Here is a 26,546-nt window from a genome sequence, read left to right on the forward strand (position 1 = left end):
GGCGGAGAATCCGGAGATCCGGTCGTTGGCGGAGGCCAACCGGCGTTCGGGTGGCGGTGGTTACGAGGACAAGATCCGTCTTGGTGAGCTGGTCGCGGCGGCCGTGCAGGCGCGTGAGGGTGAGGACGCGCGGGCGGTGGTGGCGGCGCTCACGCCGTGTGCGGACGCGGTCAGTGAGGGTCCGCCGTCGACGGGTTGGCTGGTCAACACGTCGTTCCTGGTGGAGCGGGAGGCGGCACAGGAGTTCGTGACCGCGGTCGAACGGGCCCGCAAGGACCTGCCCCACCTGGAACTGCGGGTGAACGGGCCGCTGCCGCCGTACAGCTTCGTAGAACCCGGCCCCGCCGAGCCCGCGAGCAGCACGGCCGGAGCCGGCACAGGAGCGGAGTGACGTCATGGGACTCATCTCCGAAGTGCTGCTGCTGCCGTTCGCTCCGGCGCGCGGAAGCGCCTGGGCGATCCGGCAGGTACTGCGCGAAGCCGAGCGCATCTACTACGACCCGGCCACGATCCAGGCCGAACTGGCCCGGCTCGAAGAGCAGTTGGAGGCGGGCGAGATCAGCGACGAGGAGTTCGACCGCCGTGAGGACGAGCTTCTGGACCGGCTGGAGACCGGCACGCGCACAGGCACCGAAACAGGAACCGAGACAGGCACGGGGACAGAGTCGGGCGCGGACGCGGGCACGGAGACCGGGACGGACACGGGGACAGGCGAGGGGACGGCACGATGAACAAAGTGGGACTCGGCGTCGCGCTAGGCGCCGGCTATCTCCTGGGACGGACGAAGAAGGCCAAACTCGCCCTCACGGTGGGCAGTCTGGTCGCCGGCAAGAAGCTGAACCTCGGCCCGGCCGGTATCGCGCAGATGGTCAACCAGCAGCTGATGAACAACCCGCAGCTCAAGGAGATCGGGGACCAGTTGCGCGAGGACCTGAAGGGTGTCGGCAAGGCGGCCTCGGGAGCGATGGTCGAACGGCAGATGACCGCGCTCGCCGACCGGCTGCACGGGCGGACCGCACAGGTCCGCGACGAGCTCGCCGGCGTCGTGCCGCAGCCCGGCGGGGACGAGGAGAGCGAAGAGGAGGACGAGTACCCGGACGAGGGCGACGGCGAGCGCCAGGACGAATACGAGGACGAGTACGACGACCGGGAGGGCCGCGAGGCCGAGCGGGAGAACCGGGGCGAGTCCGGCGGCCAGGGCGGGGCGGACCGGAAGGAGGCGGCCGGGAAGGCCCCCGCGAAGAAGGGGCCGGCGAAGAAGGCTCCCCCGAAGAAGGCCGCCAAGAAGGCGCCGGCGGGCTCGCAGGACCGGAGGGAAGCGGCGAAGAAGGCGCCCGCGAGGAAGGCCCCCGCCAAGACGGCGGCGGCGAAGAAGACCGCGACCGGCAGGACGGCCGCGAAGAAGACGGCCGCGGCGGGCGACGCGACCCGCGCCGCCCGCACCCGGCGGCCGAAGGGTGGTGGTGACCGATGACCGAGGCCCTCGGATCCGCGACCCGCGCCGCCGGCGGCGCGGTGAAGGACAGCCCGCTCGGCGATCTCGCCCACAGCGAAGCCGCCGACCGCCTCAAGGCAGAGGTGCAGGACTACCTCGCCGCCCAGGCCCAGCGGCTGCTGGTCGGCTTCGGCCACAAGCTCGGCGAGACCACCGGCAAGCTGAACGACATCGCCGAGGGCAACAGCCCCGGCTTCGCCAAGCTCGCCCTCGACGCCGGCCGGAAGGTCGCCGAGGGCAAGGGGCCGGTGCGCTCGATCCTGGAGCTGGGCGCCTCCCGCGCCAAGGACAGGGTCATGGGCGCGCTGAAGAACATCGGAGGCGGTGGCGGCGGGGGCAAGCGCAAGCGTGCCGGGGGCAGCAAGCCCACCGTCATCATCGAGTCCGTCGACGTGGGCGTGCCGCTGCGCACCGCCTACGACCAGTGGACCCAGTTCCAGGACTTCAGCACCTTCGCCAAGGGCGTCAAGAGCGCGAACCGCGCAGACGACACCACCTCCGACTGGCAGTTGAAGGTGCTCTGGTCCAGCCGTAGCTGGAAGGCCCACACCGTCGAGCAGGTGCCCGACCAGCGCATCGAGTGGACGTCGGAGGGCGCGAAGGGCACGACGAAGGGTGTCGTCACCTTCCACCAGCTGGAGGAGAACCTCACCCGGATCCTGCTGGTCATGGAGTACTACCCCAGCGGGTTCTTCGAGAAGACCGGCAACATCTGGCGGGCCCAGGGCCGCCGCGCCCGGCTGGACCTGAAGAACTACGTCCGCTTCATCACCCTCAAGGGGGAGGCCGAGGACAGCTGGCGCGGCGAGATCCGCGACGGCGAGGTCGTGCGCAGCCACGAGGACGCGGTGGCCGAGGAGGAGCAGGAGGAGCAGGAGGAGCCCGAGGAGGAGGGCGACTACGAGGACGAGGAGCAGGACGAGGAGCAGGACGAGGAGCAGGACGAGGAGCAGCCGTACGACGAGGAGGAGAACGGGGAGGAGAACGGCGAGTACGAGCACGGGGCCGAAGAGGAGCCCGAGGGGGAGGAGGACGAGGAGTACGAGCCCCGGGACGAGGCGGACGAGGAAGAGCCCCAGGACGAGGACGAGTACGAGGACCAGGAGGAGCCCGAGTACGCCGAGGGCGGGGGCCGCCGATGACGACGCCCGGCCGGCTGCCCGAACCGTACGGCCCGAGCAGCGGGGCGAACCTCGCCGACATCCTCGAGCGCGTGCTCGACAAGGGCATCGTCATCGCGGGCGACATCCGCATCAACCTGCTCGACATCGAACTGCTCACCATCAAGCTGCGGCTCGTCGTGGCATCGGTCGACAAGGCCAAGGAGATGGGTATCGACTGGTGGGAGAGCGACCCGGCGCTCTCCTCCCGGGCCCGTCGCGACGAGCTCGCCCGGGAGAACGCCGAGCTGCGCGAGCGGCTGGCACGGCTGGAGGAACTGGAACTGGACCGCGGCCGCCCCGAGCCGGACCGCCTGGAGCGCGGCCGGGCGGACCGGGACCGTCAGGACCGTGACCGTGTGGATCAGGACCGCGTGGACCAGGACCGTGCCCGCAAGGAGGAACGATGACCGGACTGCGGTACGTCTACGCCGTCTGCCGGCCCCTCGGCGCACCCCTCCAGGCGCAGCTGACCGGAGTGGCGGGCGCTCCGGCCAAGCAGCTCAACCACCACGGCCTGGTCGCCGTCGTCAGCGAGGTGCCGGAGCGCGACTTCGCCGAGGAGCCGCTGCGTGCCCATCTGGAGGACCTCGACTGGCTCGCCGACACCGCCCGCGCCCACCAGGGCGTCATCGACGCGCTGACCGTCGTCACCACACCGCTGCCGCTCAGGTTCGCCACCGTCTTCCGCGACGACAGCGCCGTGCGCTCGATGATCGAGGCCCGCGAGGACCACATCCGCCGCACCCTGGACCGGCTGGAGGGGCGCGTGGAGTGGGGTGTGAAGATCTATGCCGAGACCGCGCAGTCCCAGCAGGCCGCGCAGCCCGCGTCGAAGGCCGCCTCCGGCCGGGACTACCTGCGGCAGCGGCGGCAGCAGACGCGGGCGGGGGAGGACCTGTGGCAGAAGGCGGAGGCCTTCGCCACCCGGTTGCACGAGCAGCTCTCCGCCTTCGCCGAGGAGTCCCGGCTGCACGCCCCGCAGAACCCCACCCTCTCCGGCGCCGCGGGGCGGAACGTGCTCAACGCTGCCTATCTGGTGCCGCGCGGCGACTCGGAGGAGTTCGTGGAACTGGTGGACCGTACGAAGGACGACGTACCGGGGCTGCGCGTGGAACTCACCGGGCCGTGGGCGGCGTACTCCTTCGCGGGGGAGGAGGGATGACGGTAGTCGAACGCCGTGAGATCGCCCTGGTCGACCTGCTCGACCGGCTGCTGGCGGGCGGTGTCGTCATCACCGGCGACATCACCCTGCGCATCGCCGACGTGGACCTCGTCCGCATCGACCTGAACGCGCTGATCAGCTCGGTGAACGCACAAGTGCCGTCGCCCTTCGAGGAGTAGTCGTGGCCCCGCGCAAGCACATGGACCTGGAACCCGACACCGTCGAGCGGGACCTGGTGAAACTCGTGCTCACCGTCGTGGAGCTGCTGCGCCAGCTCATGGAGCGACAGGCGGTGCGCCGGTTCGACGAGGGGGACCTGAGCGAGGAGCAGGAGGAGCGGATCGGCCTCACGCTGATGCTCCTGGAGGACCGCATGGCCGAGTTGCGCGACCGCTACGGGCTGCGGCCCGAGGACCTGAACCTCGACCTGGGACCGCTGGGACCCCTGCTTCCCCGCGAGTGAGTCCCGAACGACGGGTACGACGGGAACGGCGCGGGATCAGGCCTCCTTGCGGCACAGGATCTCCCCGTGCAGGACCGCGAACCAGCCGTCGGGCCGCTCGCCCCACTCCCGCCACGCCGCCGACACGGCCCGCAGCTCCTCCTCGGTCGCGTGTCCGCCCCCGACGGCGCGCTCGGCGTACGCCGACGCCAGGGTGCGGTCGGCCCAGAGCCCGCTCCACCAGGCGCGCTCGTCCTCGGTGGCGTAGGTCCAGGTGCTGGAGCCGGCCGTGACGTCGGTGAAGCCGGCCGCCAGCGCCCACGACCGCAGCCGGCGTCCCGCGTCCGGCTCGCCGCCGTTGGCGCGGGCGACCCGCCGGTACAGGTCCAGCCAGTCGTCCAGCCCCCGCACCTGCGGGTACCAGGTCATCGCCGCGTAGTCCGCGTCGCGCACGGCGACGTACCCGCCCGGCTTCGTCACCCGCCGCATCTCGCGCAGCGCCTGCACGGGATCGCCCACGTGCTGGAGCACCTGGTGGGCGTGGACGACGCAGAACGCGTCGTCGGGATGGTCGAGGGCGTGGACGTCGGCCACCGCGAAGTCGACGTTGGCCAGGCCCCGCCCGGCGGCCGTGGACCGGGCCCGCTCCAGGACGCCGGGCGCCCGGTCGACCCCCGTGACGTGCCCCTGGGGGACCAGGGCTGCCAGGTCGGCGGTGATGGTGCCCGGACCACAGCCGATGTCGAGGATGCGCATGTGGGGCCGCAGCGAGCCGAGCAGGTAGGCCGCGGAGTTGGCGGCGGTGCGCCAGGTGTGCGAACGCAGCACGGACTCGTGGTGCCCGTGCGTGTAGACGGCGGTCTCCCGCTTCGGCATGGCTGTACCCCTTCTCGTCCCCTGGTCCCATGGGGCCCGCGGCCCCGGGCGGTACGCGATCACGGTACGCCTCCGTGCCGGATGGTGAGACCCAGGTTTCACGATCCGAGACGCACGGTCAGTCGCGGGGCAGCGGCCGGTACACCGCCAGCGCCTTGGGCAGCTTCTCCAGCCACAGCTCGTCCGCCACCTCCATCACCTCCCCGTCGTGGGCGAGCAGGGTGCCGGGCGCGACACCGGTCAGACGCAGCCGGCCGACCTGGACCGCGGCATGGGCCGGGGACCGCGTCAGCGGGCCCGCCAGGGCCGCGAACAGCAGCCGCAGGGCCGGCCTGCGACCCCCGTGCACCACCCGGACGTCGAGCTTCCCGTCCGTCAGGTCGAGCCGGCGGCCCGGCGCGAGCCCCTTGCGGTGATACGTGCCGTTCCCGGCGAACAGCAGCCACAGCGGGTGGGTGCGGCCCTCCACCACCGCCCGCAGCGGATGGCGGTCGGCGCGCAGCACCTTCACCGCCGCCAGCACCCCGGCCGGCCAGGCGCCGATCCGGCCGGCCCAGCGGTCGCGCCGGCGCACCAGCTCCGGGTACACGCCGAGGCTGAAGGTGTTGAGGAAGACGCCCCGCTTGCTCCCGGAGCGGAAGCGGCCCACGTCCACGCGCACGCCGTGACCGTGCTCCACGGCCCTGGCCAGGGCCCGCGCGTCCTCCACGCCCAGGTCGTGGGCGAAGTGGTTCAGCGTGCCGCCGGGCAGCACCGCGAGCGGCAGGCCGTGGCGCAGGGCGACCTCGGCGGCCGTGCTCACGGTGCCGTCGCCGCCGCACACCCCGAGCACCCGGGCGCGGTCCGCCGCCCTCTCCAACGCGGCCCCGACGTCCTCAGGGCCGCACTCGACGACCTCCGCCTCCGGCAGTAATCCGCCCAGCGCGCCGGCGCGGTCCGCGGTGCCCGAGGCCCGATTGACCACCAGCACCAGGCCCTTGCCGCCGGGCAGCGCCGGCAGGTCGGCGAGAGAGTGGACCGGCGGGCCGGTCCGGTCGGGGGTGGGCACCAGGGCCCGGGCCGCGAACGCGACGCCCGCGCCCAGTGCGGCACCCGCCAGCACATCGCTCGGGAAGTGGACGCCGGTGTAGACACGGGAGAGCGCGACCGACGCGGCGACCGGCGCCACCGCCGCCCCCCACGCCGGGGACTCCAGGGCCACGCCCGTCGCGAAGGCGGCCGCGGACGCCGCGTGCCCGGACGGGAAGGACGTGGTGAACGGCTGCCGCTTGAGCCGGCGGATCAGCGGGACGGGGTCGAGGACCGGCCGCTCGCGGCGCACCGAGCGTTTGCCGATCGTGTTGACGGTCAGGGACGCCAGGCTCAGCGAGGCCAGGCCGCGGGCCGCGGCCCGGCGGGCCCTCGGGGTGCGGCTCGCGGCGATGGCGGCCGCCGCCGCGCACCACAGCACGCCGTGGTTCGCGGCCCGGCTCAGCCTCGGCAGCACGGGCCCGGCGCCGGGCCAGCGGCGTTCGGCCGCGAACTCGAACAGCCGGCTGTCCAGGGCCGTCAGACGGTTCAGGAGGACGTGGGCGCCGGTCTTCGGGACGGTGAGGTCGACGTCTGGGCTCATAGGGGACCGCTACCCTGAAGTGGCCGCTTCTTGTGTGCGCCGTTCCCGGTGCGCGCGGGGCGGCACCGGCCGTCGTAGGGACCCCCGACATGCGTCTGCTCCTCATCCGCCACGCCCAGACCCCCTCCAACGTGGGCCATCTGCTGGACACGCGGATCCCCGGGCCGGGCCTGACCGGGCTCGGCGAACGGCAGGCCGCCGCGCTGCCGCGGGCGCTCGCCGGCGAGGACATCGATGCGCTCTACGCCTCCACGCTGGTCCGCACCCAGCTCACCGCCCGGCCGCTGGCCGCCGAGCGCGGACTCGACGTGATCGTCCGCGACGGCATCCGCGAAGTGTCCGCGGGCGACCTGGAGACGGAGCCGGGCGACTCCGAGCGCGGCCAGGCGTACATGCGCACGCTGCTGGGCTGGGCCGCCGGTGACACCCGGACGCGTATTCCCGGCGGTGAGAGCGGCACCGAGGTGCTGGACCGCTACGACGCCGTCGTCGCCGAGGCCACCGCGGACGGCGCCGGAACCGTCGCCCTGGTCAGTCACGGCGCGGCCATCCGCCTGTGGACCGCGGTCCGCGTCCGCAACCTCGACGCGGAGTTCGCCGCAACCCACCCCTTGGAGAACACCGGCGTGGTGGTCCTGCAGGGTTCGGGCGGCACCGGATGGACGGCCCTGACCTGGGCGGACGCCCTCGTCACCCCGGCGCGGGAGAGCGGCCCGACGGGCCGGCCCGTGGACTTCGGATAAGCGTTTGCCGGGTCCGTACGGCCGCCGTCAGAATGCCTGACCATGGGACATCTGGAAGCCGCGCACCTGGAGTACGTCCTCCCCGACGGGAGGACGCTGCTCGGCGACGTGTCCTTCCGGGTGGGCGAGGGGGCCGCCGTGGCCCTCGTCGGACCCAACGGCGCGGGCAAGACCACCCTGCTCCGCATGGTGTCCGGCGAGCTGAAACCGCACGGCGGCACCGTGACCGTCAGCGGCGGCCTCGGTGTGATGCGGCAGTTTGTGGGGTCGGTGCGGGACGAGACGACCGTGCGCGACCTGCTCGTGTCGGTCGCGCCGCCGCGGGTGAGACAGGCCGCCCGGGCCGTCGACACGGCCGAGCACGCCATCATGACGGTCGACGACGAGGCCGCCCAGCTCCAGTACGCGCAGGCGCTCGCCGACTGGGCGGAGGCGCGCGGCTACGAGGCCGAGACCCTGTGGGACATGTGCACCACGGCCGCGCTCGGCGTGCCCTACGACAAGGCGCAGTGGCGGCAGGTGCGCACCCTGTCCGGCGGCGAGCAGAAGCGGCTGGTGCTGGAGGCGCTGCTGCGCGGCACGGACGAGGTGCTGCTGCTCGACGAGCCGGACAACTACCTCGACGTGCCCGGCAAGCGCTGGCTAGAGGAGCGTCTGAAGCAGACCCGCAAGACGGTCCTGTTCGTCTCCCACGACCGGGAACTCCTCGCCCGCGCCGCCGACCGGATCGTCTCCCTGGAACCCGGCCCGGCCGGCGCGGACGCCTGGGTGCACGGCGGCGGTTTCGCCACCTACCACGAGGCCAGGCGCGAGCGCTTCGCCCGCTTCGAGGAACTGCGCAGACGCTGGGACGAGAAGCACGCGCAGCTCAAGAAGCTGGTGCTGAACCTGCGGCAGGCCGCCACCGTCAGCCATGAACTGGCCTCCCGCTACCAGGCCGCCCAGACCCGGCTGCGCAAGTTCGAGGAGGCCGGGCCGCCGCCGGAGCCGCCGCGCGAGCAGGACATCCGGATGCGCCTGAAGGGCGGCCGCACCGGCGTCCGGGCCGTCACCTGCCGGGGCCTGGAGCTGACCGGCCTGATGCACCCCTTCGACCTGGAGGTCTTCTACGGCGAACGCGTCGCGGTGCTGGGCTCCAACGGCTCCGGCAAGTCGCACTTCCTGCGGCTCCTCGCCGGCGAGGACGTGGCGCACACCGGCGCGTGGAAGCTCGGCGCGCGTGTGGTCCCCGGGCACTTCGCCCAGACCCACGCACACCCCGAGCTGACCGGCCGCACCCTGCTGGACATCCTGTGGAAGGAGCACTCCCAGGACCGCGGCGCCGCCATGTCGCGGCTGCGCCGTTACGAGCTGACCGGCCAGGCCGAGCAGACCTTCGACCGGCTCTCCGGCGGGCAGCAGGCCCGGTTCCAGATCCTGCTGCTCGAGCTGGCGGGCGCCACCGCCCTGCTGCTGGACGAGCCGACCGACAACCTCGACCTGGAGTCCGCCGAGGCCCTCCAGGAGGGCCTGGAGGCCTTCGAGGGCACGGTCCTCGCGGTCACCCACGACCGCTGGTTCGCCACCTCCTTCGACCGGTACCTGGTCTTCGGCAGCGACGGCCGGGTCCGCGAGACCCCGGAGCCGGTGTGGGACGAACGGCGGGTGCGCCGGGCCCGGTGACCGCCGGCCGCGCCTGTCCGGCCGCTCACTTCCAGCGCAGGACGGCACCCAGGCCGCCCGTCGGCACGTCCTCGCCGGCGGGGACCGCCGGGTCCAGCGACAGGGCCGTGGCGTCCTGACACACCGCCGAACGCAGCAGGGCGTCGTCGGCCCGCGCCGGCCAGGAGTTCCGCTCGCCGAGCGTCCTCAGCTCCGTACGCCGCACGGCCAGCTGGTCGGCGTCCTCGCCGATCCACACCTCGCGGTGGGCGTCGGCGCCGTCCGGGCGGATCAGCAGTTCCTCCAGCCGGTGCTCGCGGGCCGCCTCGACCAGCGCGGACACTCCTTCGGCCGCCGCGGACCTGCCCTCGTCGTCCGGTGTACGGGCCGCCCGGAACCGGTCCAGCTCGTTCTCCACACGCCGGTGCACGTGCTCGGCGCGGATCCGCTCCACGTCCTCGTCAAGGAGCCGGCTGCCGGTGCCGTGGGCGGCCTCCGCCACCCGTTCGTGCAGCCGCTTCGGCAGCCGCTCGCGCACCTCCCGCTGCTCCCGGTCCTCCCCGACCAGGATCAGCAGGTCGGCGGCCGTCTCCTCCTGGCAGACACTGAGCGCGTCCGCGATCTCCGCCGCGTTGTGCTCCCAGGTGTTCTCCACCTTGAGCTGGAAATGCCGCTCCGACCAGTCCGCGCTGGTCGTCCGGTGGATGGGCCACTCCTGCGCCACCACCGTCCCCGCGTCCTGCCGGCCCAGCGAGCTGCGCAGCTCGAAGTCCGCGCCCCTGCGGTCGACGTACGCGACGATCGCGACCGGATCCTCGCCCGCCAGGTCGAGCAGCGGCGCCACGCGCGGCAGCGGCGCCCACTCCGCCCGGCTGCCGCCCTGCGGCGGACGCGCGAGAAGCGGGTCGAGCACCACCGTGCCGGCCCGCGCGAACAGCACCCGCCCGTGCGGATCGGGGGTGTGGCGCAGCCCCTCCACGGCCTCCTCCACCGCACGGCAGGTGGCCTCGTCCGCGCCCTGCCGTGCCAGTTCGCGCCCCATGGCCCGGGCCGTCAGCTCGAGCTGGTGCGCCGTGTCCTCCGCGTGCCGGGAGGTGTCGACGTACACGGAGGCCCAGGGGCCCGGGTGTTCGTAGAGTGGATGCAGAAAGGCGAGATCCATGGCTCCCTCCCGGAGACCGTTCGGTGGTGCCGCACGCCGGGCGGGTACCCGGACCGCAGGTACGGAACACGACGAACGGGGTATCACCATGGCCGGAGTCGACCCGGGACGGCTGGACGACCAGCAGCTGATGAGGGAGCTGGAGACGATCCACCGCACGCGCCACGACACGCTGCTCTACGGCTCGAACGACGCGCTGCGCACCCACAACGAGCGGATGGCGCAGCTCGAGGGCGAGTACCTGCGCCGCAACCCGCGTCGCCCGGTCGCCGCCGGCCGCACCCGCGAGGGGGCCAGGGAACGCGGATGCGGGGAGTCGGCCGCTCCCCGCACCTGAAATGCCGGCCGCACCCCGCACCTGAAATGCCGGCCGCACCCCGCACCTGAGACAAGGCCCCGGTCCCGGGGGCGCTCCGTTTCAGCCCGCCTTCTCGGCGAGGACGTCGAGGAACGCCTCGCAGAACGCCTTCAGATCGTCCGGCTTGCGGCTGGTGATCAGCTTGTTCGGACCGTGGTCGCAGACCTTCACCTGCTCGTCGACCCAGATGCCGCCCGCGTTGCGGATGTCCGTGCGCAGACTCGGCCACGAGGTCAGCACCCGGCCCCGTACGACGTCCGCCTCGACCAGCGTCCACGGCGCGTGGCAGATCGCGGCCACCGGGCGCCCCTGCTCGAAGAACGCGCCGACGTACGCCACCGCCTTCTCGTCCATCCGCAGGAAGTCGGGGTTGGCCACGCCGCCCGGCAGGACCAGCGCGTCGAAGGATTCCGGGGAGGTCTCGCCGACGACCGCGTCCACCGGGAACGTGTCGGCCTTGTCCAGGTGGTCGAAGGCCTGGATCCGCCCGGACTTCGTCGAGACGAGCACGGGCTCGTGACCGGCGTCCTTCGCGGCCTTCCAGGGTTCGGTGAGCTCGACCTGTTCCACGCCCTCGGGCGCGGTCAGAAATGCGATGCGCATGATGCCTCAACGTCCTTTCGCCGCCCCGGGGACGGGCGTCGCCGCCCCCGGGGCGCTCTTCGTTCTTCGCCTCGGCCGCCGACGAAAGACCCTAGGCGCGGTCCTCCCGTGCGGGCCGCTCGTTGTGGGTCAGCTCCCGGGCCAGCTCCTGCACATTGGCGTAGCGCGCCTTGTTCGGCAGTCGCTGGAGCGCCTCGATCAGCGCGTCGGGGGCGTTCTTGCGCCGCAGCTCGCGGGCCAGTTCGCCCGGACCCGCGGGAAAGGCGCTGCGGCCCAGGATCCTGGCCAGCTCAAGACGCACGGTCTCCAGCGACGCCCGGGAGCCGCCCGGCGTCACCGGTCCGCCCCACACCTCCGGGTCGTCCTCGGCGGTCGGCTCCGGGTCGTGCCACTCCTCGCTCCGCGTGGGATGGCCGGACCTGAGCAGCCCCTGCAGTTCGTGCTTCATCTCGTCGTCACGGTGGACACTCAGCCGGTCACTGCCTCGCTGCATGTCTCCCTCCAGATCGTCGGGGGTGGCCACCGCGTACCCGTGCGCGGGAAGCCGACACCGGTTTTCCGGGACGGGATGACAGCCCGGGCGGCACGCGTCCCGGCCCCTCGGGATCGGCTTCCCGGGCGCGGTGTTTGGGCGTCAGGGACCGGGGCATGCGCGGACCCAGTGCTTCGGACCGGAGGCACGCCCGTGGGAGCGGCGCAGTGCGCCGCCACGTGCGGCGGTCCGGTTCACGCCCGCGCTCCCACGGTGACCGTCCACCCGAGAGGACTGCGAGGGAGCTGCGACGCACCATGCCAACGCGAGCGAGCGCCAGGCACCACCCCCACGACGACGCCCCCGACACCGCGGAAGCCTTCCGCCTGCTCGCCACGCTTCCGCCGGGGCAGCGGCGGAACGAGTTGCGCGACGAGATAGTGGAAGCCTGGCTGCCGATGGCCGAACGGCTGGCCGGCCGGTTCCGCAGCCGCGGCGAGAGCTCCGAGGACCTGCGGCAGGTCGCCGCGCTCGGCCTGGTCAAGGCGGTCGACCGCTACGACCCCGAGCGCGGCAACGCCTTCGAGAGCTACGCCGTGCCGACCATCACCGGTGAGATCAAACGGCACTTCCGCGACCACATGTGGACGGTGCACGTACCGCGCCGGGTGCAGGAGCTGCGCAACCGGGTGCGTTTCGCCTCCCAGGACCTGTCCCGGACGATCTCCGGCCGCGGCCCCACCGTCCCCGAGATCGCCGAGCACGCCCACCTGAGCGAGGAGGAGGTGCGGGTCGGCCTCGAGGCGCTGGAGAGCTTCACCGCCCTCTCGCTCGACGCGGAGCTGTCCGGCAGCGAGGACGGACACTCCCTGGGCGACTGCCTGGGCTCGTCCGACCCGGCCCTGGACACCGTGGTGGACCGCGAGTCCGTGAAGCCGCGGCTGGCGGCGCTGCCCGAACGGGAGCGGGCCATCCTGTACATGCGCTTCTTCGGCGACATGACGCAGAGCCGGATCGCCGAGCAGCTCGGCATCTCGCAGATGCATGTGTCCCGCCTGATCAGCCGATGCTGCGACCGGCTGCGGGAGCAGGTGATGCGGGAGGTCGTGTAGACGCGGCCCGCCGGCGGGGCGCTGCGGCCGGCATCGGTCGGCCCGATGGTCACACCGTCGCCGGTGACCACCACCCCGGCGCCCGTGCCGGTGTCACCCGATAGGGCCGTTGGTGTCCCGCCAATGGGGCCCGGCCGCGCGCGACCCGCGGCCCCAGCGGCTGTGATGGCAGCGAGGGCACGAACCCGTGCCGTCAGCCGCCGCCGGTCCGAGGAGCACCGCTCATGCGCCGTACCGTCCCCCGCGCCCTGCCCGTCGCCATCCTGGCCGGAGTCATGGCGGGCGGCGCGACGTCGGCCGCCCTGGCGAGCCCGGCAGCACAGCCCCGCCCACCGGCCGAGGGCGTCGTCGCCACCACGGCGTGCGCCCCGGCAGGCGCCGCCGCCCCGGGCGCCACGGCGGAGAACTGCGCACGGGCGTCCGCGCCCGGCACGAGCAGACACGGTGCGATGTCCGCGGCCCCGTCCACCGCGGCTCCGCGGACCCCGGGCGCGGGCCCGGCCGCGGGTGCCGTCCGCGACGCGGGGGCGGCGGCGCCGGTGGACACGTCGCGGGATCCGATCCTGCAGGACGCCCTGGCCAACGACCCGTCCCGTCCCCAGGCCGCGCCGAGCCCGCCGGGTGACCCGGGCGCGGGCCAGTTCGCGCAGGCTCCGCCCGGTGACCCGGCCCCCGGCCGGTCCGCGCAGGGTTCGCCCCGCGATCCCGGCCCCGGGCAGGCCCCGCGCGACCCCGCCCGTGACATTCCGTCCTACGACCCTTCCCGGGCCCAGGTCGCGCCCGATCTCAACGGCGGTGCCTCCTACGAGCCCTCCCGTCCGCAGGAGTCACGGGACCCCTCCCGTGACAACGGGACCTGGGATCCCTCCCGGGGGCAGTCCGCCGCCGACGCGGACCGCGACCCGGCGCAGCACGGGGTACAGGCCGGTGCGGGCGGGTCGTTCACCGCCTCACTGCCCGCGCTGATCGGCGGTGGCGCGCTGATTCTGGCGGCGCTCGCCGGGGCGGTCCACCGGGCGTGGCGGCGTGGGAAGGCCGACAGGTGACCGGACCGGCGGATGCGAGCGGCCCCGTGTGATCCTCCCGACCCGGCCGGTGGCCTTGGGGCCGTGTCACCCGGGGTACACGGAGGCCCGAAGGCACGGCCCGCGCCGGGACCCGGCGCGGCGGCACCACAGGGCATCAGGGACTTCGCGGAGGTACCCATGCGGCGGACGGAACCGGAGGGCCACGGCCCCGTCCGCTACGGACCGTCGGCCCTCCCCGACGACGGACTGCCCGTCCTGCCGGAGGTGTCCGCCGCGCTCGCCGGGGCCGCGCGCCGGACCCGGCGCAGACCGATCGGCGGCGGCGCCGAACTGCTGGACGCCGCCTGCGGCTACTGGCTGCGGCGCGGACTGCCCACCACGCCCGGCCGGGTAGCGGCCGCGCCCGGCGCCCCCGCCCTGCTGCTCGCGCTGACCGCCGCGCTCGGCGGTGACGTCCTGGTGCCCCGGCCCTGCGCGGCCTGGTGGGCGCCGTACGCACGCCTGCTGGGCACCCCGGCCTTCCACGTGGCCACGCCGGCCGAGTGCGGCGGGGTCCCCGACCCGTACGCCCTGCTGGAGACGGTCCGCAGAGTCCGCGCCGAGGGCGGCGACCCCCGGCTGCTCGTCCTGTCCGTCGCCGACGACCCCACCGCCACCGTGGCGCCGCCGGAGGTGCTGCACGAGACCGTCGAGGCCGCCACGGCCGAGGGACTGCACCTGGTCAGCGACGAGACCTGGCGCGACACCGTGCACGCACCGCACGAGACAGTGCTGCTCAGTCCCGCCGAGATGCTGCCCGACCGGGTCACCGTCGTCAGCGACCTGGCCGGCGCGTTCCTGCCGGCCGGCTGGCCCGCCGCGATCGCCCGCTTCCCCGCGGGCGCCACCGGCGAGGCACTGCACGCGCGCGTGCTCGACATCCTCACCGCACTCGACGCCCGGGTCGCCGAACCGGTCGCCGCCGCGGCCGCCTACGTCCTCGCCGAACCCGGGCCGGTCACCGCGCGCCGGACGGCCTCGGTACGCCTGCACGCGCGCGTGGCGCGGGCCGTCCACGAGGCCGTGGTCGCCGCCGGCGCGCTCGCCCGGCCGCCGCAGTCCGGCCGCCACCTGTACGCCGACCTCGGCCCGCTGCGCACCGCGCTCGACGCCCACGCGGTGGGCGACGCACAGGAGTTGGAGGACTTCCTCACCGCCCGCCTGGAACTGCCCGTGCCCGGCGGCCACCGCTTCGGCGACGACCTCGGCGCGCTGCGCGTACGGCTGTCCACCACGGAGCTCCTCGGCCGCACCGACGAGGAGCGCGCGGAATGCCTGCTGTCCCCCACGCCGTTGGAACTGCCACACACGCAACGTGCGTTGCTCTCCTTGAGTTCGGTACTCGACGATCTCCGTGACGACGCTCAGCGATGGGAGCCTCCTCGATGACGCAGCAGTCCGAGTCGACCACGTCCACGAGCACCACCCCTCAGGAGACCGACGAACCCGCGGCCTCCTCCCTTCTGACCTCCCGGCCCGCCCCCTTCCCGCCGCTGGCCGAACCCCGGCCGCTGGGGGAGCGGCGGGTCTGGCCGCGCACCTTCCACGACCGCCTCACCGCCCCGCTGCCCGGGCTGAAGGCCTTCGCCCGGTTCGCCCGCGAGGGCGCCCTGCGGCCGGACAAGGAGGCGCTCGCCGACATCCCGCTGCTGCCGTACCGGCCCGCCGAACTGCCCCGCGTGGACACCCGTACCGTCGCCGTCACCTGGGCGGGGCACGCCAGTTGGGTGGTCCGGATCGGCGGGCTGACCGTGCTGACCGACCCGGTGTGGTCCCGCCGCATCATCGGCACCCCGGCCCGGGTGACCCCCGTCGGCGTCGCCTGGGAGGCGCTGCCGCCCGTCGACGCGGTCGTCATCAGCCACAACCACTACGACCACCTGGACGCGCCCACCCTGCGCCGACTCCCGCGCGACACCCCGGTGTTCGCGCCGGCCGGGCTCGGCCGCTGGTTCCAGCGGCGCCGGTTCACCCGGGTCACCGAGCTGGACTGGTGGGAAGCGGCCGAACTGTCCGGTGTCCGCTTCGACTTCGTCCCCGCCCACCACTGGTCCAAGCGCACCCTCACCGACACCTGCCGCAGCCTGTGGGGCGGCTGGGTGCTCACCGACCTCGACGGGCAGCGCGTGTACTTCGCCGGCGACACTGGCTACGGCCACTGGTTCTCCCGCATCGGCCGCCGCTACCCCGGCATCGACCTCGCCCTGCTCCCCATCGGCGCCTACGACCCCCGCTGGTGGCTCAGCGACGTCCACTGCGACCCGGAGGAAGCCGTCCAGGCCGTCCAGGACCTCGGTGCCCGGCACATGGCGCCCATGCACTGGGGCACGTTCGTCCTCTCCGCCGAACCCCTCCTGGAACCCCTGACCCGGGTCCGCAGAGCCTGGCAGGAGGCCGGCTTCCCCCGGGAGTGCCTGTGGGACCTGCCGGTGGGCGCCTCCAGGGTCCTGGAACAGCCCTGAAGCAGCCGTGTGCCGGGCGGCCGGGTACCGTCCGGCCCGCCGCCGCCCCGGTCACTGCGAGCGCTGGGCCGGGATCAGGCGGCGCAGGCGGCGCCAGGCCGAGGGGGCGGCGCCCAGCAGGACGGTCAGTCCGATCGCGGTGGCCACGCCCTCCCAGGGCTCCTCGAACAGGGAGCCGCCGAGGATGCCGATGAGCTGGTACGTCACCGCCCAGGCCAGGCACGCGGGAAGGTTGCCGCGCGAGAAACGGCGCAGCGGCCACTTCGCCAGCAGGCAGGCCAGCATCACCGGTATGCGGCCCGCCGGGACCAGGCGGGACAGGACCAGCACCGCGACCCCGTGCTCGCTCAGCTTCCGCTGCGCCTGCGCGAGCCGGTCCTCCGGGGCGCGCGTACGGATCGCCTCCAGCCACCGCGACCCGTTCCGCGACCCCAGCCCGCGCCGCCCCAGCCAGTACAGCGCCGCGTCCCCGAGGAACGCGGCCAGCGACGCCGTCACGAACACCAGCGCCAGCGAGAACGGCGCCGTCTGGTGCAGCGCGACCACCGCCGCAGAACTGACCAGCGCGCCCGTGGGCACCACCGGTACCAGCGCCCCGATCAGCACCAGCAGGAACAGCGACGGATACCCCAGCGCCTGCTGGGTGGACTCCGGCGGCACCACCGAGGTCACGGCGGCGATCCGTATCACCGGGCGCCCTCCAGGCGCACGCTCTCCCCGTGCCCGAGCCGGTGCACCGCGACCCCCGGCGCACGCTCGGCGGCCAGGCGCGCGAACTCGTCACCCGGCGCATGGAACTCATGGGGGCGCACGGCGTCCATGCCGATCGGCCAGTACGTGCCGTAGTGCACCGGCACCGCGCTCCCCGGCGCCAGCCGGGCCAGCGCCTGCGCCGCCCGCCCCGCGTCCAGATGCTCCGCGCCGAGGTAGGGCCCCCAGCCGCCCACCGGCAGCAGCGCCGCGTCGACCGGCCCGACCTCCTCGGCCATCGTCTCGAACAGGCCGGTGTCCCCGGCGAAGTACGTCCGCGCCTCGCCCTCGACGACGTAGCCCAGCGCAGGTGAGCGGTGCCGCCCCACCGGAAGCCGCCGTCCGTCGTGCCGGGCCGGCACCGCCCGTACGACGACACCGCCGACCTCGACCCGGTCACCGGGCGTCACCTCGGTGATCCGCAGGTGGGCGAGCCGGCGCAGTCCCGCGACCGCCCCGAGCGCGCCCCGGGGCACCAGCAGGCGCGTGCCCGGCTCCAGCCGGGCCAGCGAGGGCACGTGCAGATGGTCGGCGTGCAGGTGGGAGACCAGGGCCACGTCCGCGTGCCAGGCGGAGGGCGGCGGTGGCGCGCCGCGGCGACGCCGCAGGTGCGCGAGCCGGCGGGCGAACAGGGGATCGGTCAGCACGCGCACGTCCGAGTCCTCGACCGTGCAGGTGGCATGACCCCACCAGGTGATCTCCACCGGCACTCCTTTGCCTCCTTCGTGCGACTCCCCCTGAGCCTACGGGCAGGAGTAGGGTCGGCGGCGGAAACCCGGAGGTGAGGGGGACGCCATGGGAGAAGTGCGGGATGCCCCCGGCGGGGGCGCCCCGGCGGCCGTCCGCGTCACGGCGATCGCGAGCCTGACACCCCTGGAGGAGCTGCACGACGAGCCCTTCCTGGTGGACTCCCGCAGCCAGCACGCGATGTGCGCCCGCTGGGCGGCCGAGCACGGCTACGTGGTCGTGCGGGAACTGCTCGTCCGGGGGCTGCGCGCCGACCACAGCGCCCTGTGGGAGGGAGTGCGTCCCGGCCTCGACCTGTTCGTCGCCCCCAGCCGGCGGGTGCTGGAGCGGGCGCTGTCCTCCGTCGAGGAGTTCACCGAGGAGTGCGCGCGACGCGGGGTGCGGGTGGAGACGGTGGGCCAGGCCGAGCCCTCCTACGACGCCCAGATGAAGGCCCGCGTGCACCGCCGCCTCTCCATGCCGACCGCCGGCTACGACGGCCGCTGACCCCCTGCCCCCTGACCCTCTGACCCACCGCTCCGCCCCCACCGCTTTGTGGGTGTTACCACAGGTCACGGTGGTTTGTGCGGGTGTATGACAAGCTGGGGTGCGTCCGTGCGGAGGCACCGGGCGGGGCGGAAGCGGAGGACGTGCCAGGCATGGGTGGCGGGCGGCGGTGGCGGCGGGCCGCCAGTCAGGTCGGGCGCAGTGTCGCGGTGTGGGCCGTCTCCACGGTCACCCTGCTCGTGCTCGCCGGGATCCTGCCCGACTTCCAGTTGCAGTCGCCCGACGGCGACAGCGCCACCACCGTCGCCGTGACCGCCGCGCTCGGAGCGGGCGCCTTCGGCGTCCTGTCGGCCGTGGTGTGGCCGCTGCTCGTGCGGCTGCTGCTGCTCGTGCCCGCGCTGGTCCTCGGGCTGCTCGTGTTCTTCCTCAACGGCTCCCTGCTCCTGCTGGCCCTGCGCGTCACCCCCTCCGGCCAGGCCGAGGCGGCCCCCGAGACCGCCGTCATCGTGGCCGCCGTGATGTCCGCGGTCGCCTCGGCCACCGGCGCCGCCCTCGCCGTGCGCGACGACGACGCCTACCGGCGGCGGCTGCACCGGCTCGCCGACCGCCGCCGCGGACGGCAGCCGCCCTGCTCGTCGACCCCCGGCACTGTTGTCGTCCAGCTCGACGGCGTCGGCCACGACGTCCTGCGGGACGCCGTCGACGAGGGCCTGATGCCGACCGTCGCCCGCTGGCTCGGCGCCGGCGGGGGGAATCCCGGGCCCACTCACCGGCTCACGCCCTGGCGCACCGACTGGTCCAGCCAGACCGGCGCCAGCCAGCTCGGCATCCTGCACGGGTCCAACCACGACGTCCCCGCCTTCCGCTGGTACGAGAAGGACACCGGCGAGGTGATGGTCTGCAACCGTCCCAGCAGCGCCGTCGAACTCCAGCGCCGCGCCGTACGCCGCACCGGCGACGGCGGGCTGCTCACCGCCGACGGGGCCAGCCGCGGCAACCTCTTCGGCGGCGGCGCCGGCGAACTCGCCCTCGTCCTGTCGGTCGCCGTCCGCCGCGACCGCGGCAGCCGCTCCCGCGCGGGGTACTTCGCCTACTTCTCCGACCCCGCCAACGCCGTCCGCACCTTCCTGTCCTTCGTCGCCGAGACCGGCCGCGAGATCGGCCAGTCCCTGCGCGCCCGGCTCCGCGGGGAGCGCCCGCGCGTCTCGCGCGGCGGTCTCTACCCGCTGATCCGCGCCTTCGCGACGGTCGTCGAACGGGACGTCGTCGTCGCCGCGGTGATGGGCGACCTGCTCGCCGGCCGCACCGCCGTCTACGCCGACCTGGTGGCGTACGACGAGGTGGCCCACCACTCCGGGCCGCACAGCCGTGACGCGGCGCAGGTGCTGCGGCGCCTGGACCGCTCGCTGGCGCTGATCGAGAAGGTAGCCGAGCACGCCCCGCGCCCGTACCGGTTCGTCCTCCTGTCCGACCACGGCCAGAGCCCCGGCGAGACCTTCCGCTCCCGCTACGGCCTGACCCTGGGCGACCTCGTCCGGGCCGGCTGCGGGCTGTCCGTGCCGCGCCGGGCCGAACGCACCCACAGCGGTGCCGAGGCGCGGGCAGCGGTACGGGCCGCGCTGGGCCGCCCGGTCGAGGAGAGCGGCGAGGACCGCCGGCCCTCCCGCCGCCCCGAGCCCGTCGTGCTGGCCTCCGGCAACCTGGGCCTCGTCTCCTTCCCGGACGTGCCGCACCGCATGAGCCAGGAGGAGATCGACGCCCGCCACCCCGCGCTGCTGTCCACGCTCGCCGACCATCCGGGCGTCGGCTTCCTGCTCGTGCGCAGCGAGGAGCACGGCGGTGTCGTCCTCGGCCCGCGCGGCGCACGCATACCGCTCGCCGAGCTGGACACCGACCCGGGCCCGCTGGCCGTCTTCGGCCCCGGCGCCGCCGACGCGGTACGCCGCACCCACTCCTTCCCGCACACCGCCGACATCATGGTCAACTCCAGCCACGACCCGGCCGACGGGGAGGTCCTCGCCTTCGAGGAGCAGATCGGCTCCCACGGCGGCCTCGGCGGCGCGCAGGGCCGCCCCTTCCTGCTGTCGCCGCTGGACAGCTCCCCGCCGGTCGCGGAGGGCGAGGAGCTGGTCGGCGCCGAGCACGTCCACCGCGTGCTGCGGCGCTGGCTGCACGAGGCAGCCGGGACCGGGGCACCGCTCACCGCGGAACCGGAGGAGCGGGCCGCCTGACCCCGGGAGCCGCCCGGCCCTCGGTGCCGGCCGGTCAGTAGTGCGTCCAGAAGCCCGACCGGACCCGGCCGAAGTCGCTCATCATCATGACCGCGGATGCCATGCCGCCGCCCGGCTGGTCGCTGAACGACACCACCGTGTCCAGCGAGCCGGTCAGCGTGATCAGCTTCTGGAGGGTGACCTGGTCGTCGCGGAACTCCCGCGCCGGCAGCCGGCTGTGCGCGGCCCGGAGCACCTCGATGTGCTGGCGCAGCCGTTTCGTCGCGGTGTCCCGGTCGCGGTCGTACAGGTCGTCCAGCGCGTGGAAGGTGACCTCACTGGTCCACAGGCCCATCGCGTGCACGGTGACGGTCTCCTCGGCGAGGGTGAGGCCCGTCGCCAGGTCGAGTTCGTGCCGGTGCCCCTCGCGGGCGACGGTGTCGACGTACTGCACGGCCCCGGTGCCCAGCGGATGCGGCGCGCGGCCCGGCGGCACCGTCAGTTCGAGGACGATCCAGTACGTCTCCCCGAACGCCAGGTCGGGCGCGAAGATCCGGATGCCGGTCTCCTCCGTGACGAGGTCCGGGAGGGCCTCGGCGCCGTAGTCCCGCCGGGCGCGCTCGGCCGCCTGGACCGCCTCCCGCAGCACCGCCGCCCGGGCGCGCGGATCGGTCACCAGGTCGTGCCCGTACAGGTGCCGGATCTCCACGTCCGGGGCGATGTCGAGGCGCAGCTGGATGTCGATGGCGGCCAGATGGTCGCGCCGTTCCAGGTCCGCCAGCAGGTCCGTGCCCACCTGCTCGGGCCGGGTGACGAACGTCGAGTGGCCGCCGGCCAGTCCGGCCAGCGCCGCCAGCTCGGGCATCCGGGCGTCGGAGCCGAAGCCGAAGCACGACACGGTGAGGTCGCCGCGCAGCTTGGCCGCGATGTTCGTACGGATCCTGACCCAGTCCCGTTCGCCGGAGGTCGGGTCGCCGTCGGAGAAGAGGTACAGGCAGTTGACCGTGCGCCCGCCGAGCGCGTTCCGGCCGATCTCGTCGATGCCGTACTGCACACCGAGGTTGAGGTCCGTGCCGCCGTCGGCCCTCAGCCCGGCCACCACCCGGGCGAAGTGCTCGCGCGGCAGCTCCCGCTTGGCGGTGGCGGGCAGCACCGTGCGGACGTGGTGGTCGAAGGTGATCACGCCCAGGCAGTCCGACGGGCGCAGCCGGTCGTAGAGGAGCTGAAGGGCCTCCTTGACGCAGTCGAGCTTCTCGCCGTGCATCGAGCCGCTGGTGTCCACGACGAGGACGAAGTTCACGGGCAGGGGCTCGGCGGGCGCGTCCCCGGGGTGCGCCTCGCCCGCCTTGAGGGTGATCTCCAGGAAGTGGGTGGTCGTCTCGTCGGCCCTGAACTCGCCCTGCGCGGCCGCGAGACCGTGGCTGACGCCGACGGCCCGGCCGGGCGGGGGGCCGGGCACCTGCTCGGTGCGGGCCGCCACGAAGTCGTCGAACCGGATCTGCTCCTGCCCGACGATCACGCCCTGCTCGATGAGATCCCGCACGCCGAGGGGCGAACGGGTGCCGAAGGCGCTGTTGCGGCGGATGAAGAGCCCGTCGTGGGGGAGGGGCCGGCCGGTGCGGCGGAACAGGGGCGGCTGGGGGCCACGGCTGATGACGCTGCGCTGCGCGGGGGCATCGTGGTCCCCGCGGTCGGGGGGCGGTGACCCGACCCGCCCGGGGGACTCCGTCGCCCGAGCGTGCACGTCGAGCGAGTCGTACCACCGGCTGTCCGAGTGGACGAGGAAAGGTTCCTCGTCCTCACCCGCAGGCGGACCACTCAGACGGCCCAAGCCGATGTTGCCCGGCTGGCCCTGGGACACCGTCCCCGTCCGCCGCTGGAGCAACCGATCCATGGGCGGGGCGCACGCCGACCGGATCTCCCGGCCCGCTCGCAGCCATTCCCACAGCAGGGCGTCCGGGCTGTCCGGGGTGGGCGGCGTGATCCCGGGGTGCACGACCGCCGTCGGCGACTGGAGCCGGTCCGAGGCCCACCGCAGCTCCGCCACCCAGTCCTCGGCGTACTCCGCGAGCACCGGCCCGGCCGGCAGGCCGATGCGGGCCGCGAAGTCCCGGCACAGCGGAGCGCGCTCGACGTGTACCGCCTGTCCGGACGCGGCCGAGGCACCCTCCCGGGGCAGCTCCACCACCAGCAGCGCCAGGCGGTTCCCATAGCCCCGGGGCACGGGAGAGGCCCCCTCCGGACGCGAGGCCACGGCCGCCGGCTCGCACAGCCGCAGTCCGGCTCCGTGGCGCAGGAGGTACCACAGCGCTCCGCCCGGCGTGGGAAGCGGGCCGTTCGGGATCCCAACGCCCGGGTGAATCAGGAGCACCGCGTCCGGATGCCGGGCGAGCAGCGCGTCGGCCTCCTCCGCCGTGCGGGCCACGGGACGCACCGGGAGCAGACCCGCAGCGTCCGCCGCGTACAGCGCCTCCCGCAGCGGATCCTCCGGTCCGCCGGACGACCCGCCGTCCGCACCCCCGCCCGCGACGGCGGCCGGAGGAAGGAAGACGACCGCCTCCCGCTCCTCCCCGGGCCCGCTCCGCTCACTCCGCATGGACATCCTCCGTGGTACGGGTGGGAAGCGGGCACCGCGCCTCCAGTTCCGTGCGTGTGCGCACCCCACCGCCGAACATTCCCTCGGCCCGCAACCGGCGCAGCCAGGTGTCGAGCTCGCCGCTCAGACCGGTGCTCTCCACCGACAGCCGCGCGGCCCGGTCGCGCCGCTCGGAGTCGCCCGCCAGCAGGAGCAGCTCTATCTTCAGGGCGATGCTGTACGGATCCCGGCCGTCCAGCCTCAGCGCCTCCTCGACATAGCCGTACGCCACGTCGAGGTTGGACCTGACCAGCGCGATCCTGGCCTTCCAGTACCAGAACCCGGGCGACTCGCGGTCCGGCCGGGACGCCTCCAGGGCGCGCTCCGCCTGGTCGGCCTCCCCGCTCTCGACGTGCCGGCGCACCGCCGTGAGCCTGCGCTCCGCGCCGCCCGCCCCCGCGCGGGCCGCCGGGCCGGTGACCACGCGCACCGCGATGAACAGCACGGCCAGCAGGAACAGCAGCAGCATGCCCACGAGGACCAGGAACTGCCGTATCCCCTTGCTTTCGGCGAGGGTGGCGAAGATCCCCAGGATCGCCACGACGAAGGCCAGCACGACCACGGCCCCGAACAGGGCGGTCGCCTGCGCCGACGTGAGCGTCCGGAACATCCGCCTGCGGATGATGTCGCGCACGAGGTCCCGGTAGAGCAGATAGAGGACACCGAGAGCGACCCCGCCAAATCCCGCGATTCCCCCGAGGACTTGGAAGAGTTCGACCATGGAACGGACTGTAGGGCCTCCCCCCGGCGTCCGGCAGGCGATTCGCGCAGCTTCCCCGGCAGGTCGCGGCCCGGTTCGGTGGATGCGTGCGGCGTGGATGTGATCGGATGGCGGTTACGGAACCCCGGCAGCGGGAACCAAGGCGAAAGGTATGGAACCACCGTGGCAACCACGCGCACCGCTCACACCGTCTGGGAAGGCAACCTGCTCGAGGGCAACGGCGTCGTCACCTTCGACTCCTCCGGCATCGGCCAGCAGCCCGTGTCGTGGCCGTCGCGCGCCGAGCAGGCGAACGGCAAGACCAGCCCCGAGGAGCTGATCGCAGCCGCCCACTCCAGCTGCTTCTCCATGGCGCTGTCGCACGGCCTGGCCGGCGCCGGCACCCCGCCCACCACCGTGCGGACGAAGGCCGACGTCACCTTCCAGCCGGGCGAGGGCATCACGGGCATCCACCTCACCGTCGAGGGCACGGTCCCCGGCATCGACAACGACGCGTTCGTCGCCGCCGCCGAGGAGGCCAAGAAGAACTGCCCGGTCAGCCAGGCCCTGACCGGTACGACGATCACCCTGGACGCCAAGCTCGCCTGACGCGAGACGCACGTCCGACGATGCCGCGCCCCTCGTCCGGGGCGCGGCATCGCTGTTCCCGGGTAGAGCGGCACGCGGCGGGTACGCGGCATTGACAACGGCGCACTCAAGTTTTGTGCTGGAGAGCAGGAGGCGCCCGGAAGGGGACGAAGATGGCACGTGCGGTCGGGATCGATCTCGGGACGACGAACTCGGTGGTGGCGCTGCTGGAAGGCGGTGAGCCCACCGTCGTCGCCAACGCCGAGGGCGCGCGCACCACGCCGTCGGTCGTGGCGTTCGCCAAGAACGGCGAGGTGCTCGTCGGCGAGGTGGCCAAGCGGCAGGCGGTGACGAACGTGGAGCGCACCGCACGCTCGGTCAAGCGGCACATGGGCGACGCGAACTGGCGCTTCCCGGACAAGGGGTCCGTCGACGGCACCCGGTTCCGGGCGCAGGAGCTGTCCGCGCGCGTCCTGCAGAAGCTGAAGCGGGACGCGGAGTCCTACCTCGGCGAGGACGTCACGGACGCGGTGATCACCGTGCCCGCGTACTTCGACGACACCCAGCGGCAGGCGACCAAGGAGGCCGGGGAGATCGCCGGCCTGAAGGTCCTCAGGATCATCAACGAGCCGACGGCCGCCGCGCTCGCCTACGGCCTGGACCGTGGCGAGGAGCAGACCGTGCTCGTCTTCGACCTCGGCGGCGGCACCTTCGACGTCTCCCTGCTGGAGATCGGCGACGGTGTCATCGAGGTCAAGGCCACCAACGGCGACACCCACCTCGGCGGCGACGACTGGGACCAGCGGGTCGTCGAGCACCTGGTCAAGCGGTTCAAGGGCCAGTACGGCGTCGACCTCGGCAACGACAAGATGGCCGTGCAGCGGCTGCGCGAGGCTGCCGAGAAGGCCAAGATCGAGCTGTCGTCGTCCACCGAGACGACGATCAACCTGCCCTACATCACGGCCTCCGCCGAGGGCCCGCTGCACATGGACGAGAAGCTGACCCGGGCCCAGTTCCAGGAACTCACCGCCGATCTGCTGGACCGCTGCCGCACACCCTTCCACCAGGCCGTCAAGGACGCGGGCATCAAGCTCTCGGCCGTCGACCACGTGATCCTCGTCGGCGGCTCCACCCGGATGCCGGCCGTGACCGACCTGGTGCGGGAGCTGACCGGCAAGGACCCGCACAAGGGGGTCAACCCCGACGAGGTGGTGGCCGTGGGCGCCGCCCTCCAGGCGGGCGTGATCCGCGGCGACGTCAAGGACGTCCTGCTCCTCGACGTCACCCCGCTGTCCCTCGGCATCGAGACCAAGGGCGGCATCATGACCAAGCTCATCGAGCGCAACACCACGATCCCGACCCGGCGTTCGGAGATCTTCACCACTGCCACCGACAACCAGCCCTCGGTCGGCATCCAGGTCTACCAGGGCGAACGTGAGATCGCCGTGTACAACAAGAAGCTCGGCGTCTTCGACCTCACGGGCCTGCCGCCCGCCCCGCGCGGGGTGCCGCAGATCGAGGTCGCCTTCGACATCGACGCCAACGGGATCATGCACGTCTCGGCCAAGGACCTCGCCACCGGCCGCGAGCAGAAGATGACCGTGACCGGCGGCTCGGCGCTGCCCAAGGACGACATCGACCGCATGATGCGGGAGGCCGAGCAGTACGCCGAGGAGGACCGCAAGCGCCGGGAGACCGCCGAGACCCGCAACCAGGCCGAGCAGCTCGTCTACCAGACAGAGAACTTCCTCCGCGACAACGGCGACCGCGTCCCCGCCGACACCAAATCGGAGGTCGAGGCCGCGGCCGCCGAGGTGAAGGCGCTTCTGGAGCAGCAGGCGGAGACCCCCGCGCTGCGCACGGCCATCGACAAACTGGCCTCGGTCAGCCAGCGGATGGGCCAGGCGATGTACGCCCAGGCCCAGCAGAGCGGCACGCAGGGCACCGAACAGCAGACGGCGCCGTCCGACGAGGACACGGTGGTGGACGCGGAGATCGTCGACGACGAACGCGACACGAAGGGCGGTGCCGCCTAGCGTCTTCCGTTCGCGTCAGGTCGG

The 26,546-nt window shown here is 73.6% G+C and carries 27 protein-coding genes and 1 pseudogene; 19 read left to right on the forward strand and 9 right to left on the reverse strand.

Translation table 11 applies throughout. The annotated features are described in order from the left end of the window. From ACF09J_RS11165 to ACF09J_RS11200, 8 genes and pseudogenes are all read left to right on the forward strand, one after another. Positions 1-391: GvpL/GvpF family gas vesicle protein (locus tag ACF09J_RS11165; protein ID WP_392305122.1), on the forward strand; the 391-nt coding region annotated here is incomplete at its 5' end. Between the two features lie 4 nt (positions 392-395). Further along, a pseudogene (locus ACF09J_RS11170) lies at positions 396-650 on the forward strand (gas vesicle protein GvpG); the annotation flags it as partial. Positions 651-727: 77 nt separating this feature from the next. After that, entirely contained in the window at positions 728-1,474 is a 747-nt protein-coding gene (locus ACF09J_RS11175; RefSeq protein ID WP_392305123.1) for a PE-PGRS family protein, read from the forward strand. After that, positions 1,471-2,637, forward strand: coding sequence for an SRPBCC family protein (locus ACF09J_RS11180; protein ID WP_392305124.1), 1,167 nt, complete (start codon positions 1,471-1,473; stop codon positions 2,635-2,637). The genes ACF09J_RS11175 and ACF09J_RS11180 overlap by 4 nt, the downstream gene beginning before the upstream one ends. Next, the gene (locus tag ACF09J_RS11185; RefSeq protein ID WP_392305125.1) at positions 2,634-3,065 is read left to right on the forward strand and encodes a gas vesicle protein; all 432 of its coding nucleotides are present in this window, start codon (positions 2,634-2,636) and stop codon (positions 3,063-3,065) included. Before ACF09J_RS11180 ends, ACF09J_RS11185 begins: the two co-directional genes overlap by 4 nt. Continuing rightward, positions 3,062-3,820, forward strand: a complete 759-nt coding sequence (locus tag ACF09J_RS11190; protein ID WP_392305126.1) for a GvpL/GvpF family gas vesicle protein — start codon at positions 3,062-3,064, stop codon at positions 3,818-3,820. The genes ACF09J_RS11185 and ACF09J_RS11190 overlap by 4 nt, the downstream gene beginning before the upstream one ends. After that, a complete protein-coding gene (locus ACF09J_RS11195) occupies positions 3,817-3,999 on the forward strand; it encodes a gas vesicle protein (protein WP_141356740.1) in 183 nt (60 codons plus the stop codon). The genes ACF09J_RS11190 and ACF09J_RS11195 overlap by 4 nt, the downstream gene beginning before the upstream one ends. A gap of 20 nt (positions 4,000-4,019) precedes the next feature. Further along, positions 4,020-4,283 carry a gas vesicle protein K gene (locus tag ACF09J_RS11200; RefSeq protein WP_392305410.1) on the forward strand — a complete coding sequence of 88 codons (264 nt, stop codon included), beginning with the start codon at positions 4,020-4,022 and terminating at the stop codon, positions 4,281-4,283. Positions 4,284-4,319: 36 nt separating this feature from the next. On the opposite strand, the gene ACF09J_RS11205 is transcribed toward ACF09J_RS11200, so the two are convergent. Together ACF09J_RS11205 and ACF09J_RS11210 are read right to left on the reverse strand one after the other, a co-directional pair. After that, complete coding sequence (locus tag ACF09J_RS11205; RefSeq protein ID WP_392305127.1) at positions 4,320-5,138, reverse strand: class I SAM-dependent methyltransferase; 819 nt, start codon at positions 5,136-5,138, stop codon at positions 4,320-4,322. 118 nt (positions 5,139-5,256) lie between these two features. Further along, complete coding sequence (locus ACF09J_RS11210) at positions 5,257-6,750, reverse strand: bifunctional phosphatase PAP2/diacylglycerol kinase family protein (protein WP_392305128.1); 1,494 nt, start codon at positions 6,748-6,750, stop codon at positions 5,257-5,259. Between the two features lie 89 nt (positions 6,751-6,839). Here ACF09J_RS11210 and ACF09J_RS11215 point away from each other — a divergent pair, with 89 nt between their 5' ends. Together ACF09J_RS11215 and ACF09J_RS11220 are read left to right on the forward strand one after the other, a co-directional pair. Continuing rightward, the gene (locus tag ACF09J_RS11215; protein WP_392305129.1) at positions 6,840-7,493 is read left to right on the forward strand and encodes a histidine phosphatase family protein; all 654 of its coding nucleotides are present in this window, start codon (positions 6,840-6,842) and stop codon (positions 7,491-7,493) included. A gap of 42 nt (positions 7,494-7,535) precedes the next feature. Continuing rightward, positions 7,536-9,155, forward strand: a complete 1,620-nt coding sequence (locus tag ACF09J_RS11220; RefSeq protein WP_392305130.1) for an ABC-F family ATP-binding cassette domain-containing protein — start codon at positions 7,536-7,538, stop codon at positions 9,153-9,155. 25 nt (positions 9,156-9,180) lie between these two features. On the opposite strand, the gene ACF09J_RS11225 is transcribed toward ACF09J_RS11220, so the two are convergent. Next, the gene (locus ACF09J_RS11225) at positions 9,181-10,296 is read right to left on the reverse strand and encodes a Vms1/Ankzf1 family peptidyl-tRNA hydrolase (RefSeq protein WP_392305131.1); all 1,116 of its coding nucleotides are present in this window, start codon (positions 10,294-10,296) and stop codon (positions 9,181-9,183) included. An 88-nt stretch (positions 10,297-10,384) separates the two neighbouring features. Here ACF09J_RS11225 and ACF09J_RS11230 point away from each other — a divergent pair, with 88 nt between their 5' ends. After that, on the forward strand, positions 10,385-10,633 hold the full coding sequence (locus ACF09J_RS11230; RefSeq protein ID WP_392305132.1) for a DUF6158 family protein: 249 nt from the start codon (positions 10,385-10,387) through the stop codon (positions 10,631-10,633). An 81-nt stretch (positions 10,634-10,714) separates the two neighbouring features. Here the strand turns inward: ACF09J_RS11230 and ACF09J_RS11235 are convergent, their stop codons facing one another. Both ACF09J_RS11235 and ACF09J_RS11240 read right to left on the reverse strand, forming a co-directional pair. Next, positions 10,715-11,257: a type 1 glutamine amidotransferase domain-containing protein gene (locus tag ACF09J_RS11235; RefSeq protein WP_392305133.1), complete on the reverse strand. Its 543-nt coding sequence runs from the start codon at positions 11,255-11,257 to the stop codon at positions 10,715-10,717. Positions 11,258-11,348: 91 nt separating this feature from the next. After that, entirely contained in the window at positions 11,349-11,750 is a 402-nt protein-coding gene (locus ACF09J_RS11240) for a DUF2795 domain-containing protein (RefSeq protein WP_392305134.1), read from the reverse strand. 296 nt (positions 11,751-12,046) lie between these two features. On the opposite strand from ACF09J_RS11240, the gene ACF09J_RS11245 reads away from it, so the two are divergent. The 4 genes from ACF09J_RS11245 to ACF09J_RS11260 all read left to right on the forward strand — a co-directional run bounded on the left by ACF09J_RS11245 (position 12,047) and on the right by ACF09J_RS11260 (position 16,370). Next, positions 12,047-12,841 (forward strand): RNA polymerase sigma factor SigF, encoded by a 795-nt coding sequence (locus ACF09J_RS11245; RefSeq protein ID WP_392305135.1) that lies wholly within the window; start codon positions 12,047-12,049, stop codon positions 12,839-12,841. A 224-nt stretch (positions 12,842-13,065) separates the two neighbouring features. After that, a complete protein-coding gene (locus ACF09J_RS11250) occupies positions 13,066-13,887 on the forward strand; it encodes a hypothetical protein (protein ID WP_392305136.1) in 822 nt (273 codons plus the stop codon). Between the two features lie 159 nt (positions 13,888-14,046). Further along, positions 14,047-15,297, forward strand: coding sequence for an aminotransferase class I/II-fold pyridoxal phosphate-dependent enzyme (locus ACF09J_RS11255; protein WP_392305137.1), 1,251 nt, complete (start codon positions 14,047-14,049; stop codon positions 15,295-15,297). After that, a complete protein-coding gene (locus ACF09J_RS11260; protein WP_392305138.1) occupies positions 15,294-16,370 on the forward strand; it encodes an MBL fold metallo-hydrolase in 1,077 nt (358 codons plus the stop codon). Before ACF09J_RS11255 ends, ACF09J_RS11260 begins: the two co-directional genes overlap by 4 nt. Positions 16,371-16,421: 51 nt before the next feature. Here ACF09J_RS11260 and ACF09J_RS11265 read toward each other — a convergent pair whose 3' ends face one another. Together ACF09J_RS11265 and ACF09J_RS11270 are read right to left on the reverse strand one after the other, a co-directional pair. Then, entirely contained in the window at positions 16,422-17,060 is a 639-nt protein-coding gene (locus ACF09J_RS11265) for a DedA family protein (RefSeq protein ID WP_392305139.1), read from the reverse strand. Further along, positions 17,057-17,830: an MBL fold metallo-hydrolase gene (locus ACF09J_RS11270; protein WP_392305140.1), complete on the reverse strand. Its 774-nt coding sequence runs from the start codon at positions 17,828-17,830 to the stop codon at positions 17,057-17,059. The genes ACF09J_RS11265 and ACF09J_RS11270 overlap by 4 nt, the downstream gene beginning before the upstream one ends. A gap of 85 nt (positions 17,831-17,915) precedes the next feature. Here ACF09J_RS11270 and ACF09J_RS11275 point away from each other — a divergent pair, with 85 nt between their 5' ends. Continuing rightward, positions 17,916-18,353, forward strand: a complete 438-nt coding sequence (locus ACF09J_RS11275; RefSeq protein WP_392305141.1) for a hypothetical protein — start codon at positions 17,916-17,918, stop codon at positions 18,351-18,353. Between the two features lie 152 nt (positions 18,354-18,505). Further along, complete coding sequence (locus ACF09J_RS11280) at positions 18,506-20,584, forward strand: phage holin family protein (RefSeq protein WP_392305142.1); 2,079 nt, start codon at positions 18,506-18,508, stop codon at positions 20,582-20,584. Positions 20,585-20,618: 34 nt separating this feature from the next. Here ACF09J_RS11280 and ACF09J_RS11285 read toward each other — a convergent pair whose 3' ends face one another. Both ACF09J_RS11285 and ACF09J_RS11290 read right to left on the reverse strand, forming a co-directional pair. Beyond that, positions 20,619-23,159 carry a VWA domain-containing protein gene (locus tag ACF09J_RS11285; protein ID WP_392305143.1) on the reverse strand — a complete coding sequence of 847 codons (2,541 nt, stop codon included), beginning with the start codon at positions 23,157-23,159 and terminating at the stop codon, positions 20,619-20,621. Then, the gene (locus ACF09J_RS11290; RefSeq protein WP_392305144.1) at positions 23,149-23,919 is read right to left on the reverse strand and encodes a tetratricopeptide repeat protein; all 771 of its coding nucleotides are present in this window, start codon (positions 23,917-23,919) and stop codon (positions 23,149-23,151) included. The genes ACF09J_RS11285 and ACF09J_RS11290 overlap by 11 nt, the downstream gene beginning before the upstream one ends. Before the next feature lie 162 nt (positions 23,920-24,081). Here ACF09J_RS11290 and ACF09J_RS11295 point away from each other — a divergent pair, with 162 nt between their 5' ends. After that, the gene (locus ACF09J_RS11295; protein ID WP_392305145.1) at positions 24,082-24,507 is read left to right on the forward strand and encodes an OsmC family protein; all 426 of its coding nucleotides are present in this window, start codon (positions 24,082-24,084) and stop codon (positions 24,505-24,507) included. A 152-nt stretch (positions 24,508-24,659) separates the two neighbouring features. Beyond that, entirely contained in the window at positions 24,660-26,522 is a 1,863-nt protein-coding gene (gene dnaK / locus ACF09J_RS11300; protein ID WP_392305146.1) for a molecular chaperone DnaK, read from the forward strand. The last annotated feature ends 24 nt before the right edge of the window (positions 26,523-26,546 follow it).

Origin of the sequence: Streptomyces sp. NPDC014889, from assembly GCF_043081205.1 — a bacterium.
GTDB lineage: Bacteria > Actinomycetota > Actinomycetes > Streptomycetales > Streptomycetaceae > Streptomyces.